The organism is Mycobacterium sp. NBC_00419, from assembly GCF_036023875.1.
Taxonomy (GTDB): Bacteria; Actinomycetota; Actinomycetes; order Mycobacteriales; family Mycobacteriaceae; genus Mycobacterium.
Genome location: NZ_CP107931.1, coordinates 5,600,556 through 5,615,436, shown reverse-complemented (window position 1 = coordinate 5,615,436; position 14,881 = coordinate 5,600,556). Strand labels below are relative to the sequence as shown.

Below are 14,881 nucleotides of genomic sequence, written 5' to 3'. Positions count from 1 at the left end.
GTGAACCCGCCCGTTCGCGTCGGTAACAACAGTCCATACGGCAGCCTTGGCACTCAAATGGTCGAAAGCACGCTCGAAAGCCTCACGCGCATGAAGGACGGCGCCATCCGAGCCGTGGCCGTTGTCGGCATGCTGGGGGAGGGCAGGTCCAGCGGTCAGCGCGCCGACTGATCAACGCGGGTCGGTTCTGCGAAGTTGGGACCGGTAGGCGCTGGGGCGGTATTCACTTGACGCCATGAAGAACATCATCATCGGCGCGATCGCGACGGGCGCCGCCGCGGTCAGCCTCGGCCTGGCGGCACCGGCCAATGCGGATCTCGCTCCGGGTAACTACAACTACCGCAGCATCATGGCCAACGGGACCGTCACGGACAACCTCGTGCGGGTGACGAACTGCGGCCCGGGCTGCATCTCGATCTTCAACCTCACGTTGAACACCGACCAGGGTCAGGCGTATATCCAGGGCGACCAGTACGTGCTCGACCAGTTCGTTCCCGGTGGCGCATTCTGCCCGGACGGGCGCCCGGTCGACGTGGCCACCCGCTATACCTTCAACCTCGACGGTATGAACGGGCTCTACACGCTCAACGGCCCCAATCCCTGCGGAAACAGCGGCCCGGTGGGCGAGACGCGGTTCACGCTCACTCCTGCTTAAGTGAGCTTTACTTGACATAATGTGGCTTATCGGCAAAAACTAATACCAGGCCACACCAGGCAACACGCACATGGGCACACATCCAGCTCGCCGCGAGCCTCCCAACTCCTCGTAACCCGCACTCTCCACATCCTCATCATCAACGCGCAACGATTCTGCTCACAGATCGCCATCCGGGCGCCCACGGGCGATCTGTGCGCAGAATCGACGACGCAGCCATGCCGGGCTCGTAGCGCCAGTCGCGGGACGCCGAAGCCCCGCCCCGGACTCCGCTTCCCTGACCGATATTCGTCACAGTGACGTTTTGTGGTGGCGTCGCTGGTTGCGCCTAATCTGTTGAATACCGCTGCCTGCCAACCTATTACGCCAGTGCGATGCAGTGACAGGTACACGGCAGACATAATCTCGTGGTGAGCTCGCCTGACGAAGAACCGGTCGCCCAGTCGCTGAGCGACATCACCCGCCACAACGGCATCGCAGCTGTCTTTCGCGCCGGCCTGACCGGAGGCGAACACCGTTGGGAGCTGCGCACTGCAGCAGGTGAACTCCTCGCGATCACCGCGCGAGTCCACAAAGGCGGCCGCGGCGCACAGATGTTCTGGAAGGCGCTGACACTCACCGGAATGGACGCCGGCAATGACATCCATGCAGAACTGCGCGGCGCCCAGGGGCGCGTCTTGGCACGCATCACCACGGCCAATGATGCGCCGGCAATCGTGACCATTCACGACGAGGCGGGCTCGCTGGTCGCCAAGAGCGCCCGCGAGAAGACACTGTTGTTGAAGGTCAAGCATCCGGACAGCTTCGCCGTCCTCGACGCCGATGACCACGTCGATGCCCGCGTGGACTGCGAGGCCGCCCTGCCGTGGCAGGTGCTGGACGGTACCGGTGCGCTCACTGGAGAACTGCTCACCGGAAAGCCCGGGCCGACTCTCTCGCCGCAATGGTCCGACTGGATCAACCCGCAATGGGGTTTGTCGGTGGCGACCTATGCCAACGCTCAACATCTGGGCATCGCTCGCGCCCAGCAGTACACGGCCGTGGCCCATGGCGACCTATCGGCCCGTCAGTCCACGGTCATGGCGTTGTTGCCGCTTCTCGCCGCGATGAGTTACTGACGACTCCCCTTCCCGGATTCCGCGGAACTCGCACTTTTCGTCACAGTGACGTTTCAACCGGGCCTAGCGGGATGGCCTCCCCGCCAATAGCTTTCGCATCAGTCGGCCACGTTGAAGCCCGTGATCACTTTCGTCGGCGTTATCCGGACGACAAGCTCACCGGGCACCGCATTGCGGCGACCGTACTGGTCCGCCCGCTCCGCGCCCATGTACCGGCTTGCGATCCGGGTTGCCGTATCGAGCAACTCGTCGGGATCCTCACCTGTAGTAGCCACGCCCTGAACCTGAACGAACGAGAACGGCGGCGTCTGATCATCGACGCAGATGACCACACGTGGATCACGTTGCAGTGCGCGCCCTTTGGCTGTTTCCCGACCGGTGTTGAAGACCAGCTGTTGACCATCGACGATGAACCAGATCGGCACCACCAGCGGCCGACCGTCCGCAGCGACGTATCCCAGCTTGCCAGTGCGAGTCCCTTCGGACAGAAACGCGATCGCCTCGTCAGAGAGTTCCATGCCACTAGTCTAGGTTCAGATAGAGCGTCAGGCTCCGCGGCGGAAGGCTCGTACCGCCGAACCAGGTGTGCACCCGAAACGCCGTCAGCTGATTGGGATGCAAGTCCGGCGGGATCTGCTTGAACACCGAACTGTTCCCGTACGACACCGTGATGCCGTTGTAATCGACTGAGAACGTGAAGGTTTGGCCGATCGGCACCGGAATGATCTCCGACTGCGTCGGCAGGATCCGGGCGAGGTCGACGTTGTAGTACGGCGCGATCTCGAACTGCTTGGCATCAACGTTATAGCGCCACGCCACCATCAACGCGTTCTGGTCGGGCCGCAGGATGTTGAACGAGATGCCGGTGAGCTTGTTCCAGTCGTACTGGTCGACGTCATGCAGATCGTAAACCGTGTTGTCGGTGAGCATGGCATTGCCGGACACCTTAGTGACGAAGAACGCCGGCATCCTCGGCAGGCTGAACGGCAGGTTCTTGAAGATCGAGATCTGCCCCTTGAAGCCGACGTGCACCGTGACCGGAGTCAACGGCGTCGCCTTGATTCCTGTGCCGTCTGGAACGTTCGTGGACGGCCACGGAATCGTTTCGGTCCCAGGTAGTGGCAGCCGAACCGGATCTGATGGGGTCACCGACGGTACGGAGATGCTGCGGTGGGCCGGTGCGGCACTTGCCGCCGACGTCCGCACCACCCGCGCCGCAACACCGGTGTTGGGCGACTCGGGACGGGAAACACGACTGCGTGCCGTAGGGCTGGACCGGGGACCGGCGCCACCGGTGGCCGAGGCGGCATGGTCGGATCCCGCAGCCGATGCCGAGGACGAGTCCGCCGACGCCGTGGACGCCACCGCAGTGCCGATCGCGGCGCCGATCCCCAACGCGACCGCCAACCCGCCTATCCGCCCGACAAGCGCTGCTGTTGTTGTCATCTGCCCCGGACCCCCCGAACGCCGTTACCCACCGAGCCTATCCGGGGCACGTGGCCAACAGGCGGGCTTCGGGCGATCCCGACAACCGAGGACAGGATCGCGCAACCCGAACAGATCAGCCGGGCCTATCGTTGAGTCCCGAGCGACAGGAGACGACGATGCCGCCAGCCGAGCAGCGCACACTGCTGGCCGGCTCACGGCTGCAACTGGGCCTGCGGATGCTGCTGTCGGCCTTCGTCATCATCACGCTGGTGATCGAACGCCCGCACGACAAGTTCGGGCTGTGCATGCTCATCGTCGGGGTCTACCTGGCCATCGTGGCGGCGTGGTCGGTGTGGGCACTCACCCCGCGCCGAGCCGTGGACACACCGTCGGCCCCCATCGCGTTCGCCGTTCTGCTCGCTGACGTCGCGGTGGTCGCATCGATCACCGCGATCACCGGCATCGCGTCCCCGGACAGTTGGACTTCCGACCTGCTGCGCGAAGGCTTGTTCCTGGTGCCGATCATCGCCGCCGCGCAACTCAGTGTCCGCATCACCGCGGTGATGGCGGTACTCGTGGTCCTCGCACAGGTGGTGGCCAACTGGATCAACCAGGCCGCCAACGAGGAACCCTGGCCCCCGATCATCCTGCACGCCACCCTGCTGGCCACCGTCGCCTGTGGGTCGGTGATGTTGTCCTACATCCAGCGAGACCGCGTCACCACCATCCGGAACCTGTTGGTACAGCGCACCGCCTTGCTCGACGAGATGATCGGTTTGGAGATGCGGCAACAGACCGAACTCTCCGAGCGGCTCCATGACGGCGCGCTGCAATCAGTGCTCGCCGCACGTTACGACCTCACGGCGATCCGGTCGGGCTCCACCGAGGCCATCGACCGGATGAGCACCACGTTGACCGATGCGGTGCACCTGCTGCGCGACGTCGTCCGCGAACTCCACCCGGAGGTGCTCAACCGCTCCGGCCTGCGCACGGCCGTCGAGCAGCTTGCCACTACCGTCGCCGAACGGGGCGGGCTGACAGTCGATCTCGACGCCGACGGCTGGCCTGACGCGGTACGCACCGACGCCGATCCCCTGCTGTTCAGCTGCGCGCGGGAACTGACCAACAACGTCGTCAAACACGCCGCCGCCACCACCGTGCAGATCAGCCTGGAGCTTACAGATGGCCTGGGGCGCATAGCTGTTCGCGATGACGGCCACGGCATGGCTGACGTCGACCTGAACACAGTGGTCGAGGACGGCCACATCGGCCTGGCCGCGATCCGCACCAAGGTGCGCGCCGCCGAAGGCGAATTCGACATCGACTCCGGGCCGCACGGCACACTGGTGACGGTCACGGTTCCGCTGCGCCCCACCGCATAATGCGCGATCGTCGCGGTACAGTCCAGACAGCATCGCAAGGAAGGCGGGTGGTGGCGCAATGCAGACATCGGAGACCCGCACCCGTGTCGTCGTCTGCGATGACCACCCGTTGTTCCGCGAAGGCATGGTTCGTGTGCTGCGGGCCAGCGGCGGCATCGAGGTCGTCGGCGAGGCCGCCGACGGCCGCGCGGCGCTGGAGGCCATCCGGGACCTGACGCCGGACGTCGCGGTGGTCGACTACAAGATGCCCGGACTCGACGGGGTGGCCCTGGCCCATGCGGTGGCCCGCGACGAACTGCCCACCAAGGTGCTGCTGGTATCGGCGTTCGACGACAGCAGCATCGTCTACGAGGCGCTGTCCTCCGGCGCAATGGGCTTCATCAGCAAGGAAGCCCCACCTGAACAGGTGGTCGACGCCGTGCGTGCCATCGCCCGCGGCGAGGAGGTCGTGCCGCCCGAGCTGGCCCGGGGCCTGGCCGGCGAGGTCCGTAAGCGGGCCAAGGGCAACATGATGGTGCTGACACCGCGCGAACTGGAAGTCGTCCGGTTCATCGCCGAGGGCCTCTCGGTGCCCGAGATCAGCAAGCAGATCCACCTGTCGCCTGCGACGGTGCGCACCCACATCCAGAAGCTGTACGAAAAGCTCGGAGTGTCCGACCGCGGGGCAGCGGTCGCCGAGGCGATGCGGCGGCGCCTGGTGGAATGACGGTGGCTATCGCGACGTGTTGAGCGCCACCGCGGCGTGAACGAGGGCGGTCAGCGCCTCCTCGTCGACGTCGTCGCCGTCACGAAAGTCGATGGCCCGTCGGGTATTGCCGTCCAGACTCGAATTGAACAGCCCAGACGGATCGTCCAGCGAGGCACCTTTAAGGAAGGTCACCTTGACCACGCTCTTGTAGGTCTCCCCCGTGCAGATGATGCCCGCATGTGACCAGACCGGAACGCCGCGCCACTTCCATTCCTCGACTACTTCGGGATCGGCATGCGTAATCACCGCCCGGATCCGGGCCAGCATTTCGCCACGCCAGTCATCCAATTCGGCAATCCGGGCGTCGATACGCTGCGCTGGGGAAACGTTGTCGTCCATGGTGGTTGGCTCTCGTCGGCGGTCAACGGTTGTCGTGAATATGAATTACCTGGACAAATGCTGCGATAAACCCCAGTCCCGGATTTGGTAATCCGGCCAACTGGGTTGTATCTTTTCCGGCGGCCCAGAAACGTTTCGGAAAGCAAGAAGATGCGCACCCTGTACAGAACTCGCGGCTTCTCCACCCGTCCGCAACGTAGTGTCCGTTCCCACCACGTGCTGCGGCCTGTCGCCGGTCAGTGCTTTGAGATCGAGATCCGCCCGGAGAACAACCGGTGGACCGTGGCCATCCCCGAGATCAACGAAGTCACCGAGGCGAACACCCGTGCCGCCGTTGAACTCGCCGCCCGTGAATGCATCGCCGCCCACACCGGTATCCCGATCGGCTACATCTCGGTGTGGGTTCGCGACTGACCGGTCATCGCACCGGCCGAAACAGCGGTATCCAGACCCGGCTGTCCTCGCCGCCCGACAGTGCGGTCCAGTCTTCGAAGAACACCTCGACCTCCAGACCCACCCGGATGTCCTCGGGTGCGACGTCGACGACGTTCGTGATCAGCCGGGTGTCCGGCTCCTCGGCGAGTTCGACGATCGCGACGATGTAGGGCGGATCGAACCCCGGTATCCAGGGCTGACGGTCGACGGTGAATGCCGCGACCGTGGCCCGTCCCGACACCTTCTCCGCCGCGACGTCCATACTGCGGCACCGCCAGCAGACCGGGCCGGGTGGATGGAAGAAATGCCGGCAGCCGTGACAGCGCGAGATCAGTAGATCGCCGTTGCGCCCACCGGTCCAGAAGGCGGTGGATTCCGGTGTGGGACTTGGGGCCAGACGCAGTGCGGGGCGCTGGTAGCTGCTGTCACTCATCGGCTGCTCACCAGCATCGAGCCGGCCACCGGCCCGCCGCCGACCCCGACGGCGACGACCTCCGGCGTACGTGGGGCTTGGCGCGCTCCGCCTTCTTCCCACAGCTGCACGCATGCCTCGTGCAAGAAGCCCATGCCGTGCAGGCGTCCTCCGGAGAGCTGGCCGCCGCTGGTGTTCAACGGCAGCTGCCCCTCCAGCGCGATACGTTCTCCCCCGTCGATGAACTCACCGACCCGGCCGTGCTCACAGAATCCCAACGCCTCCAACCACATCACGGTCAGGAAGCTGAATCCGTCGTACAGCTGGGCCATGTCGACATCGGCCGGCCGCAGCGAGGTGTTCTCCCACAGCGTCGCCGCCGAATCATGGGCGGCCATCGTGGTGATATCGAAACGTTGCTCCCACGTTGGCCTTTCGAACATCCCGGGGCCCACCGACTCGACGGTCAGCGGGTGGCGTGGCAGACCCGCCGCGGCGTCCCGGCTCGACACGATGACAGCGGTGGCGCCGTCGCACGGAACGTCGCAGTCGTAGAGGCACAACGGTTCGGAGATCATCCGGGCCGACAGGTAATCCTCCATCGACATCGGATCCCGGTAGACCGCATCGGGATTGCGGCCCGCGTTGCGGCGCGCGTTGAGTGCGATCGCCCCGAGCTGCTCGCGGGTCAGCCCGAAATCGTGCATGTAGCGCTGGGCCGGCATGGCCAGCCAGTTCGCCGCCGACAGCGCCCCGAACGGCGCCGTCCACTCCATCTGCGGCGGCAACTTGCCGCCACCACCGAGCAGTACCGAGGCGTGGCCACCGCCGGCTTGCGCGGCAGCGGTGGACTCCCACACCGACCGGAACACCACGACGTGATTGGCCAGGCCCAGCGCCACCGCCATGCACGCCTGGATCACCGGGCCGATCTGACCGGCGGTCTCCAATGACGACATGTACCAGCGGCTGCGTAACCCGAGTGCGGTACGCACCTCGGTGACGTTCGAGCCGGAGAAGCCGGCGCCCGCGGCGACCGGGCCGGGATAGCTGGCGATGCCGTCGACGTCGTCGACCGACAGCCCGGCATCGGCGATGGCGCGCAGCACCGCCTCCAGCGTCAGGTCCAGCCCGGTGCGGCCCAGCCTGCGGCCGACGGCGGACTTGCCCGCACCGGTGATGACGGCCTTGCCGTCGAACGGCCCCCTGGTCACGTCTGCTCGTCGGTGTCGCGGTGTACTTGTCTCCGCGACGCGACGGCCTGTTCGGTGAGGATGAGCGCTATCAGGACGTCGACGGCGGTGACCACTAGTCCTATGTAGTACATCCACTTGACCGTCGGGTCGGGTTGGATGACGAAGTACAGAATCAAGAAGAGCGGCCCGACGATGCCGAAGACGAAGATCATCGCCTGAATGCGCAGGTAGGTCCACAACGTGGACATGGTCACTGCGCCCCGCGAGCCACCGGGCGCCCGCTGTCGGAGCTCCACTGCGACCAGGAGCCCGGGAACAGTGCCGCCGGCCGACCGAGCGCGGCGAGTGCGGCGACCGTGACCGCCGCGGTGACTCCCGACCCGCAGTAGACGCCCACCGGCGCGCTGCCCTCGGCGCCGCGCTCAGCCAGTTGGGCGCTGATCGCCGTCTCGGGGGCGAACGCGCCGTCCGCAGCCAACACCGCCGTGCTCGGCAGGTTGCGGGCACCGGGGATGTGCCCGGCCACCGGATCGACGGGTTCGAGCTCGCCGCGGAAACGCTCGGGTGCGCGCGCGTCCAGCAGCAGCACCGAGCCGAGGTCGTCGGCGCTCAGGGTGGGCATCGCCCCGGCGTACAGATCGTCGTGGGCCAGCGTCACGTCACCGGGCTCCGGGTCGACTGCGCCGGCCTCCAGCGGCCCGCCCGCGGCCTGCCACGCGGCCAGCCCGCCGTCGAGGATGCGGACATCGGCGAGGCCGGCCGCACGCAGCACCCACCAGGCCCGTGCCGAACCGGCACGATTCCAATCGTCGTAGACCACGATCGGCCGGCCCTGGTGCACACCCCATCGCCGTGCAGCCGCCGTCAGGGCGGCACCCGAGGGCAGCGGGTGACGGCCACGGCCGGTGACGCTATGGTCGCTCAGCTCGTCGTCCAGCGATACGTAGACCGCACCGGGCAGATGTTGCGCGAGGTAGGCGGCACGACCATCGGGTTCGGCGAGCTGCCATCGCACGTCGAGGATCGTCACCGGCTCACCGGCGCCGATGCGGCTGATCAGTTGCGCCGCCGTGATCAGCACCTCAGAGCGGCTCGTCATCGTTGCCCCTTCTCCGTCGTCTCGCAGACGATCATGCCCAATCGCGTGGGGTGTGTCAGCCGATGACCGGCGGTAGGGTCTGCGAGGTGAACTCGCCGCAGGCATACGCCCCCGACGGACGACCCCGCGCCCGGGGTCTGGGAATCGCAGTGTCCGGAGAGCCCGGGCCGCTCAACGCGCTCACCGACGTGCCCGGTGTCGAGGTGGGGGTCGTCACCCTCATCAGCGGTGACGGGCCGCTGGAGGTTGGCCGCGGGCCGGTTCGCACCGGTGTCACCGCGATCCTGCCGCGCGGGCGCGCCGGCGTCGGTCAGCCGTGTGCCGCGGGCTGGCATTCCCTCAACGGCAACGGCGAGATGACCGGCACGACGTGGATCGAGGAGTCCGGATCGTTCAACCTCCCTGTGCTGCTGTCGAATACGCATGCCGTGGGGGCCTGCCACACCGGGGTGATCTCCTGGGCCAACCGCGTCGACCCGGTGCTGGCCCGCCAGTGGCTGCTTCCGGTGTGCGCGGAGACCTGGGACGGCTACCTCAACGACATCAACGGCGGTCACGTCCGTCCCGAGCATGCCGAGGCCGCACTCGACAGCGCGACGGGCGGCCCGGTCGCGGAAGGCTCGGTCGGTGGCGGAACCGGGATGAACTGCTATGAGTTCAAGGGCGGCAACGGAACTGCGTCGCGCCGTGTGCGGTATGCCAGCCACACGTTCACCGTCGGCGCTTTCGTCCAGGCCAACTTCGGGTCACGCGACGAACTCACCGTTGCCGGCCGACACGTGGGTCCCTTACTGGGCGTGGACAATCCGCTCGCCGGTGACTGGTTCGAGCACGACCTGAACCGCCCGCCGCCGGGTGCCGGTTCGGTCATCGCGGTGATCGCCACCGACGCCCCGCTGCTGCCCGGCCAATGCAAGGCGCTGGCCCGCCGCGTTCCCCTGGGCCTGGCGCGGACCGGCACCACCGGCAGCCACTTCTCCGGCGACATCTTTCTCGCGTTCTCCACCGCACCGGCACCGGGGCTGGCCAGCCGCTTCCCCACTGGCGCACCGGCGGACGACGAGTTCTCCCAGCTGACATTCCTGCCCTGGGGCCGGATGGACGAGCTGTACACCGCCGTCGTGCAGGCGGTCGAGGAAGCCGTGCTCAACGCGCTGGTGGTCAATGCCGACATGGTCGGGCGCGACGGGCACCGCTCCCCCGCGCTACCGCACGACCAACTGCGCGGGCTGCTATAAGCCGGTCACACCTGCAGATTGGGCACGGCATTGAAACCGCCGAAGTCGAGTTGGGCGGCCGGGTTGGCGATCGCGGTGACCATCCCGGTGCCGAACGGGCCGTGCTCATCGTGCAGGGTCGCCGTGCCGACCGACACCCCGTCGGCCGCCCAATGCGTTTCCGCCTGCAGGCCGATGTAGTGCGACTGCGGTAACCGGGTCAGCGCCACAGTCAGGTCACCGTTGATGTACCCGATGCCCTTGGTCCCCAGGTTGCACACCAGGCTGGTGGCCTCCGCGACGATCACCGCACGCACGAACGGGGTCAACCCCTGGCCGGCGACGGCGTCGATGGGCTTGTGGTAGAAGCGCTTTCGGGTGGTGTTCTGGTGTTCTCCGCCTCTGGTGTCCCAGCCGGCGCCGTCGCTGCCGATGAGGTACGCATTGTCGTGCGTCTGCTGCGGCGGGGCGAAGGTGCCGTCCCCGATCCACTCCTCACCCGGCGGCGGTTCGGATGTGCGGTACTGCACCAACGTCGCGCGTGCCACGACCGTCTCGCCCTGAATCACATCGCATTCGGAGTTGCGGATTCGGTGGCCGTCGCGAATCAGGCGGGTGCGCATGTGGGTTGGGCGTTTGCGGGCCGCCTTGAACAGGTCAACGGTGAGACGGCCGGGAAGGAATCCCTCGAGCCCGTACTCCCGCTCGAGACTCCAGGCAGCCAGTGCCACGACCGCTGGACCGTTGAGCATGTCCTCGCCCCAGCGGCTCTGCGCCCACCGGGTCGGATGGAAGGTACCGTCAGATTCCGCTGTGAAATGCGCCGGGCCGTTCCGCATTGGCGCATCCTCGCACAAGGCCCTCCGGTGTCCGCGCCCGGATGCTTAGTCGACATAATAAAGGGGTCGGCGCGACGGAAGGTAGGGCCTGGGGTGTCTGAGCTCGGCGCTGTCCGTCCCCACGTCGACTCCGGCTCACCTCACCCCCGGCCGGGTCTGCTCGTAGCGACGCTGAGTGTGGTGGCCCTGACCGTCGCCGTTCTGCAGACCGGGGTCGTGCCCGTCCTGGGTGTGATCGCCCGCCAGCTCAACGCCTCCACCGTCCACGTCAGCTGGGCCGTCACCGCCAACCTGCTCGCCGCCGCGGCCACCACTCCGTTGATCGGCCGGCTGGCCGACCTCTACAGCAAGCGCCGGGTCCTGCTGGTGGTGCTGGCCGTCGTGCTGGCCGGATCGCTGCTCGCCGCACTGACCGCGTCACTTCCGCTGCTGATCATCGCGCGGGTGCTCCAGGGCGCCTCGTACTCGCTGTACCCGATCAGCGTGTCGATCCTGCGCGAGGAATTGCCCCCGGACCGGCTGATGCGGGCGATGGCGGTGCTGTCCGGAACCCTCGGCTTCGGCGGCGGCATGGGTCTGGTGGTGACCGGTCTGCTGATGCGCGGCGACGCCGGCTATCACCGGGTGTTCTGGCTGACCACCGCGTTCACCGCGATGGTGATCGTCATGGTGCTGCTCGTCGTCCCGTCGAGGCCGCGCACGGCGTCGGGCACGATCGACTGGGCCGGAGCCCTCGGACTGGCCGTCGGGTTGTCCGCGGTGCTGCTGGCCATCACCCAGGGCACCGGCTGGGGATGGGCCTCACCGCGCACGATCGGCTGCGCGGGCGCGGGCCTGGCGGCCCTGGGCGCGTGGTGGTGGTGGGAGCGCCGCAGCGCACAGCCCCTGGTGTCCACCGCGATGCTGTCCCGGCGCCCGATCCTGCTGACCAATATCGCCACCGTGCTTGTGGGGATGGGGCTGTACCTCAGCTTCCTCGGTCTGACCGACTTCGTTCAGTCCCCGGTGGCAAGCGGTTACGGTTTCGGCGCCACGGTCCTGGGTGCCAGCCTGGTGTTCCTGCTTCCTGGCGCGGTCGCGGGCTTCGTCACCGCGGTGCTCAGCGGCCGCTACATCGACCGCTTCGGGGCCCGCATCGTCCTGGTGGTCGGCGCGATGGCCGGGGTGGTCGGCTTCACCCTGCTGGCGGTGCTGCACGACCAGCCGTGGCAGGTCATCGCCGCCACCGTGCTGGCCAACGCCTACATCAGCCTGGCGTACGGGGCGCTGCCCGCGTTGGTCGTACAAGAGGTCGACGCCGGGGAAACCGGCGTCGCGACGAGCATGAACGCGATCGCGCGCACCATCGGCAGTTCGGTGGCCGCTGCGATCGTGGCCGTCCTGCTGAGCCGCTCGCAGCACGGCTTTCCCGCGGAGAGCAGCTTCATCGCCATCTTCGTGCTGGGCGCGGTCACCGCACTCGGGGCGCTCGTGCTCATCGCCACGACGCGGCCGCGGCTGCGGCGTCTGGAATCCCTCGACGACATCACCGATTCGCGCGCGATGAACCACGAGTGGGGCTAGCGCGCCGCGGTCTCCTGGCCGGGCTGCGGCCTAGTGCCACCGCGGGCCGCGCCGATCCCGGCGGCCACCACGAAGCCGATGCCGACGATCGCCAGCACCGTCGGAACCTGTTGCAGCACAAGGAATCCGATCACCAGCGCCAGCGCCGGCTCCAGGCTCATCAGGGTGCCGAACGCTGCGGTGTTCAGGCGGCGCAACGCCAGCAACTCCAGCACGAACGGAGCCATCGGGAGTAGCAGTGCCAACCCGAACCCGACGAGGATCAACTCCGGCGTCAATCTGGGCAGCACGGCGTGACCGACCGCTGCGGTGGCGACCAGCGCCGCCACCGGCATCGACACCCCCAGGCCGGCCAGCCCGTCGACGCTGTCGCCGACGCGCTGGGTGAGCAGGATGTAGGCCGCCCAGCACAGCGCCGCACCCAAGGCGAGCCAGACGCCGGTCGTGTCGATGGTGCCGCGCCACGGCTCGGTGAGCAGCAGGACGCCGCCGCCGGCCAGTGCCGGCCACACCAGCCGGCCCCGCCCGCGGCCGCTGACCACCGCCACACCCAGCGGTCCGAGAAACTCCAGGGCGCTGGCCGTCGCCAACGGAATCCGCGCGAGCGCGGCCATGAACACCAGCGTGGTCAGCGCCGTCACGGCACCCAGTGCGACGCACGTCGCGAAGGTGGTCCTGGTGAACGACGACGGACGGGGACGCACCAACACCAAGAACAGCAGCCCGGCCCACGTCAGCCGCAGCCAGACCGCACCGTCGGTCCCGATTCGGCCGATCAGCCCGACGGCGACCGCCAGACCGAGTTGGACGCACACCATGGCCCCGACCGCGAGGGCCGCGCCGGTCCTCGCAGAGTGAGCGGGCATGGTTGGCATGATTGCAGAGGACACTCAGGCCACCCACGCCGGAACGGACGCTCAGTGAGTTCTTCACCGAAGGACGAGTCGCTCGACTCGATCAGCCACACGCTGGCCCAGGTGATGCGGCTCAGCGGCAGCCGGTCAATGTTCGCCCGTCAGGCTGCGGCGGCGGGCGTCGCCCTGACCCAGCCGTCCTACGTGTTGCTGCGCGTCCTGATCGACGAGGGCCCGCAGTCGATGGGTGCGCTGGCCCGCGCCGCGCACATGGACGTCGGCATGGCGACCCGGCAGGTGGGCAGCCTCGTCGACGCGAAATTGGCGACGCGGCAGCCGGATTCGGCCGATGCCCGGGTGACGCTGATCGCGGTCACCAGGACCGGGCGGCGCGTCGCCGGTTCCCTGCAGGAGGTCCGGCGCCGTCATCTGCAGCGCGCGTTGTCGGGCTGGACGGGAGCCGAACTCGACGAGTTCGACCGGCTGCTGACCCGGTTCTTCGACGATTCGGTGGGCACCCCGATCGACGACTGAGTGCTCAGCCGTCCTGCAGGGCGGCGACGCACGCCCGCAGGGCGTCGTCCTCGCCGGGATCGGCGATCTGCGGCAGCTGGACGCCGTCGGCCAACCCGCCGTAGCGCGCCCGCAGGATCGCCGGAAGTTCGTCGTAGCGCCCCGATACCAGCAGGGTGTCGAGCACCTCGTCGGTGAGCACGGTGGGCAGGTCGTCCCAGCGGTTGTCCTTGACCACCGCGCGTAGCCGGTCGGCGAGATCGGTCAGGCCCAGGCGCTGAAGTGCGGGCGTATAAGCCGGTGTGGAGTACAGGAAGGCGAGCAGTTCGCGTTGCCGCTCCCGCGCACGGGCCACCGCCGCCTCGTCCGTGCCGGTCGCCATCGCACAAGAGGCGATGATCGCCGGTGCCGCAGCGCGATGTGCACCGGCCGCACCCCGGTCGAGGGCCGGCCGGACGACGTCGCGCAGGTAGGCCGGGTCGGAATTGGTGGAGTGGGTCACCACGCCGTGGGCCAATTCGCCGGCCAGCTCACACATTCCGGCATTGACCGCGCCCAGCCACACCGGTGGCGCGGCGACATCGTCGTCGGGGCCGGGGTTGAAGTACGGCTGCAGGCGGGTCAGCTGGTAGTTCTGCCCCCGGAAGTCCACCGGACCGCCGGTGCGAAACGCCGTGAACAACGCCTCCAGCGCACCGAGGTAGTCACGCATCCGGGATCGCGGCTCACTCCACGGCATGCCGTAGCGGTCACGGATGTTCTGCTTGATCTGGCTGCCCAGCCCGAGTTCGAAACGGCCGCCGGAGAGGACCGCCAGATCCCACGCGGTGTAGGCCACCAGTGTGGGGCTGCGCACGAAGGCCAGGGTGATCGAGGTGCGGACCGTGATGGTGGTGGTGTGCTCCAGCGCGAGCAACGCCACCGCCAGCGAATCGTGAATGGTTTCGGCCACGTGCAGGCCGTCGAATCCCAGCTGTTCGACACGGCGCGCATAACCGGCGACGTCGCGCAGCGGCAGCCGGGGATCCATTCCCGCGTAGACCTTCATCGCGCCCCACCTTAACATTTGCTTGACATTGTCAA

At 67.6% G+C, this 14,881-nt stretch carries 18 protein-coding genes; 8 read left to right on the top strand and 10 right to left on the bottom strand.

Translation table 11 applies throughout. From position 1 onward, the window contains the following. Positions 1-235 precede the first annotated feature (235 nt). Both OG976_RS26785 and OG976_RS26780 read left to right on the top strand, forming a co-directional pair. Positions 236-655 (top strand): hypothetical protein, encoded by a 420-nt coding sequence (locus tag OG976_RS26785; RefSeq protein WP_328356129.1) that lies wholly within the window; start codon positions 236-238, stop codon positions 653-655. A 410-nt stretch (positions 656-1,065) separates the two neighbouring features. Then, the gene (locus tag OG976_RS26780) at positions 1,066-1,773 is read left to right on the top strand and encodes a hypothetical protein (protein WP_328356126.1); all 708 of its coding nucleotides are present in this window, start codon (positions 1,066-1,068) and stop codon (positions 1,771-1,773) included. Between the two features lie 98 nt (positions 1,774-1,871). On the opposite strand, the gene OG976_RS26775 is transcribed toward OG976_RS26780, so the two are convergent. Then, positions 1,872-2,291, bottom strand: a complete 420-nt coding sequence (locus OG976_RS26775) for a PPOX class F420-dependent oxidoreductase (RefSeq protein ID WP_328356123.1) — start codon at positions 2,289-2,291, stop codon at positions 1,872-1,874. Positions 2,292-2,295: 4 nt separating this feature from the next. Continuing rightward, on the bottom strand, positions 2,296-3,219 hold the full coding sequence (locus tag OG976_RS26770) for a hypothetical protein (protein ID WP_328356121.1): 924 nt from the start codon (positions 3,217-3,219) through the stop codon (positions 2,296-2,298). 158 nt (positions 3,220-3,377) lie between these two features. Here OG976_RS26770 and OG976_RS26765 point away from each other — a divergent pair, with 158 nt between their 5' ends. Further along, positions 3,378-4,583, top strand: coding sequence for a sensor histidine kinase (locus tag OG976_RS26765; RefSeq protein WP_328356119.1), 1,206 nt, complete (start codon positions 3,378-3,380; stop codon positions 4,581-4,583). 58 nt (positions 4,584-4,641) lie between these two features. Beyond that, a complete protein-coding gene (locus tag OG976_RS26760) occupies positions 4,642-5,289 on the top strand; it encodes a response regulator transcription factor (protein ID WP_328356116.1) in 648 nt (215 codons plus the stop codon). A 6-nt stretch (positions 5,290-5,295) separates the two neighbouring features. On the opposite strand, the gene OG976_RS26755 is transcribed toward OG976_RS26760, so the two are convergent. Further along, the gene (locus OG976_RS26755) at positions 5,296-5,670 is read right to left on the bottom strand and encodes a DUF1801 domain-containing protein (RefSeq protein ID WP_328356113.1); all 375 of its coding nucleotides are present in this window, start codon (positions 5,668-5,670) and stop codon (positions 5,296-5,298) included. A gap of 216 nt (positions 5,671-5,886) precedes the next feature. Here OG976_RS26755 and OG976_RS26750 point away from each other — a divergent pair, with 216 nt between their 5' ends. Further along, complete coding sequence (locus OG976_RS26750) at positions 5,887-6,084, top strand: long chain fatty acid-CoA synthetase Faa4p (protein ID WP_328356110.1); 198 nt, start codon at positions 5,887-5,889, stop codon at positions 6,082-6,084. A gap of 4 nt (positions 6,085-6,088) precedes the next feature. Here the strand turns inward: OG976_RS26750 and OG976_RS26745 are convergent, their stop codons facing one another. The 4 genes from OG976_RS26745 to OG976_RS26730 are packed head-to-tail and all read right to left on the bottom strand — an operon-like array spanning position 6,089 to position 8,812. Continuing rightward, positions 6,089-6,538, bottom strand: a complete 450-nt coding sequence (locus OG976_RS26745) for a Zn-ribbon domain-containing OB-fold protein (RefSeq protein ID WP_328356107.1) — start codon at positions 6,536-6,538, stop codon at positions 6,089-6,091. Continuing rightward, positions 6,535-7,731: a thiolase family protein gene (locus OG976_RS26740; protein ID WP_328356104.1), complete on the bottom strand. Its 1,197-nt coding sequence runs from the start codon at positions 7,729-7,731 to the stop codon at positions 6,535-6,537. The genes OG976_RS26745 and OG976_RS26740 overlap by 4 nt, the downstream gene beginning before the upstream one ends. Continuing rightward, positions 7,728-7,961, bottom strand: a complete 234-nt coding sequence (locus tag OG976_RS26735) for a hypothetical protein (protein WP_328356101.1) — start codon at positions 7,959-7,961, stop codon at positions 7,728-7,730. The genes OG976_RS26740 and OG976_RS26735 overlap by 4 nt, the downstream gene beginning before the upstream one ends. A 2-nt stretch (positions 7,962-7,963) precedes the next feature. Further along, a complete protein-coding gene (locus tag OG976_RS26730) occupies positions 7,964-8,812 on the bottom strand; it encodes a sulfurtransferase (protein WP_328356098.1) in 849 nt (282 codons plus the stop codon). Positions 8,813-8,874: 62 nt separating this feature from the next. Between OG976_RS26730 and OG976_RS26725 the strand changes: the two genes are divergently transcribed. Beyond that, complete coding sequence (locus tag OG976_RS26725; protein ID WP_442930399.1) at positions 8,875-10,050, top strand: DmpA family aminopeptidase; 1,176 nt, start codon at positions 8,875-8,877, stop codon at positions 10,048-10,050. 5 nt (positions 10,051-10,055) lie between these two features. Here OG976_RS26725 and OG976_RS26720 read toward each other — a convergent pair whose 3' ends face one another. Beyond that, positions 10,056-10,868, bottom strand: a complete 813-nt coding sequence (locus OG976_RS26720; protein ID WP_328356093.1) for an acyl-CoA thioesterase domain-containing protein — start codon at positions 10,866-10,868, stop codon at positions 10,056-10,058. Between the two features lie 93 nt (positions 10,869-10,961). Here OG976_RS26720 and OG976_RS26715 point away from each other — a divergent pair, with 93 nt between their 5' ends. After that, on the top strand, positions 10,962-12,431 hold the full coding sequence (locus tag OG976_RS26715) for an MFS transporter (RefSeq protein ID WP_328356091.1): 1,470 nt from the start codon (positions 10,962-10,964) through the stop codon (positions 12,429-12,431). On the opposite strand, the gene OG976_RS26710 is transcribed toward OG976_RS26715, so the two are convergent. Continuing rightward, positions 12,428-13,297 (bottom strand): EamA family transporter, encoded by an 870-nt coding sequence (locus OG976_RS26710; protein ID WP_328356088.1) that lies wholly within the window; start codon positions 13,295-13,297, stop codon positions 12,428-12,430. The genes OG976_RS26715 and OG976_RS26710 overlap by 4 nt on opposite strands. A 54-nt stretch (positions 13,298-13,351) precedes the next feature. Here OG976_RS26710 and OG976_RS26705 point away from each other — a divergent pair, with 54 nt between their 5' ends. After that, complete coding sequence (locus tag OG976_RS26705) at positions 13,352-13,819, top strand: MarR family winged helix-turn-helix transcriptional regulator (protein ID WP_328356085.1); 468 nt, start codon at positions 13,352-13,354, stop codon at positions 13,817-13,819. 4 nt (positions 13,820-13,823) lie between these two features. On the opposite strand, the gene OG976_RS26700 is transcribed toward OG976_RS26705, so the two are convergent. Next, positions 13,824-14,846, bottom strand: a complete 1,023-nt coding sequence (locus OG976_RS26700; protein WP_328356082.1) for a TIGR03617 family F420-dependent LLM class oxidoreductase — start codon at positions 14,844-14,846, stop codon at positions 13,824-13,826. Positions 14,847-14,881 lie beyond the last annotated feature (35 nt).

Bases quoted from the DNA above. Each gene is read 5' to 3' on its own strand.
- OG976_RS26720 (WP_328356093.1), bottom strand. From the start codon at position 10,868: ATGCGGAACGGCCCGGCGCATTTCACAGCGGAATCTGACGGTACCTTC.
- OG976_RS26745 (WP_328356107.1), bottom strand. From the start codon at position 6,538: ATGAGTGACAGCAGCTACCAGCGCCCCGCACTGCGTCTGGCCCCAAGT.
- OG976_RS26770 (WP_328356121.1), bottom strand. From the start codon at position 3,219: ATGACAACAACAGCAGCGCTTGTCGGGCGGATAGGCGGGTTGGCGGTC.
- OG976_RS26735 (WP_328356101.1), bottom strand. From the start codon at position 7,961: ATGTCCACGTTGTGGACCTACCTGCGCATTCAGGCGATGATCTTCGTC.
- OG976_RS26725 (WP_442930399.1), top strand. From the start codon at position 8,875: ATGACCGGCGGTAGGGTCTGCGAGGTGAACTCGCCGCAGGCATACGCC.
- OG976_RS26775 (WP_328356123.1), bottom strand. From the start codon at position 2,291: ATGGAACTCTCTGACGAGGCGATCGCGTTTCTGTCCGAAGGGACTCGC.
- OG976_RS26710 (WP_328356088.1), bottom strand. From the start codon at position 13,297: ATGCCCGCTCACTCTGCGAGGACCGGCGCGGCCCTCGCGGTCGGGGCC.
- OG976_RS26700 (WP_328356082.1), bottom strand. From the start codon at position 14,846: ATGAAGGTCTACGCGGGAATGGATCCCCGGCTGCCGCTGCGCGACGTC.
- OG976_RS26730 (WP_328356098.1), bottom strand. From the start codon at position 8,812: ATGACGAGCCGCTCTGAGGTGCTGATCACGGCGGCGCAACTGATCAGC.
- OG976_RS26785 (WP_328356129.1), top strand. From the start codon at position 236: ATGAAGAACATCATCATCGGCGCGATCGCGACGGGCGCCGCCGCGGTC.
- OG976_RS26760 (WP_328356116.1), top strand. From the start codon at position 4,642: ATGCAGACATCGGAGACCCGCACCCGTGTCGTCGTCTGCGATGACCAC.
- OG976_RS26765 (WP_328356119.1), top strand. From the start codon at position 3,378: ATGCCGCCAGCCGAGCAGCGCACACTGCTGGCCGGCTCACGGCTGCAA.
- OG976_RS26755 (WP_328356113.1), bottom strand. From the start codon at position 5,670: ATGGACGACAACGTTTCCCCAGCGCAGCGTATCGACGCCCGGATTGCC.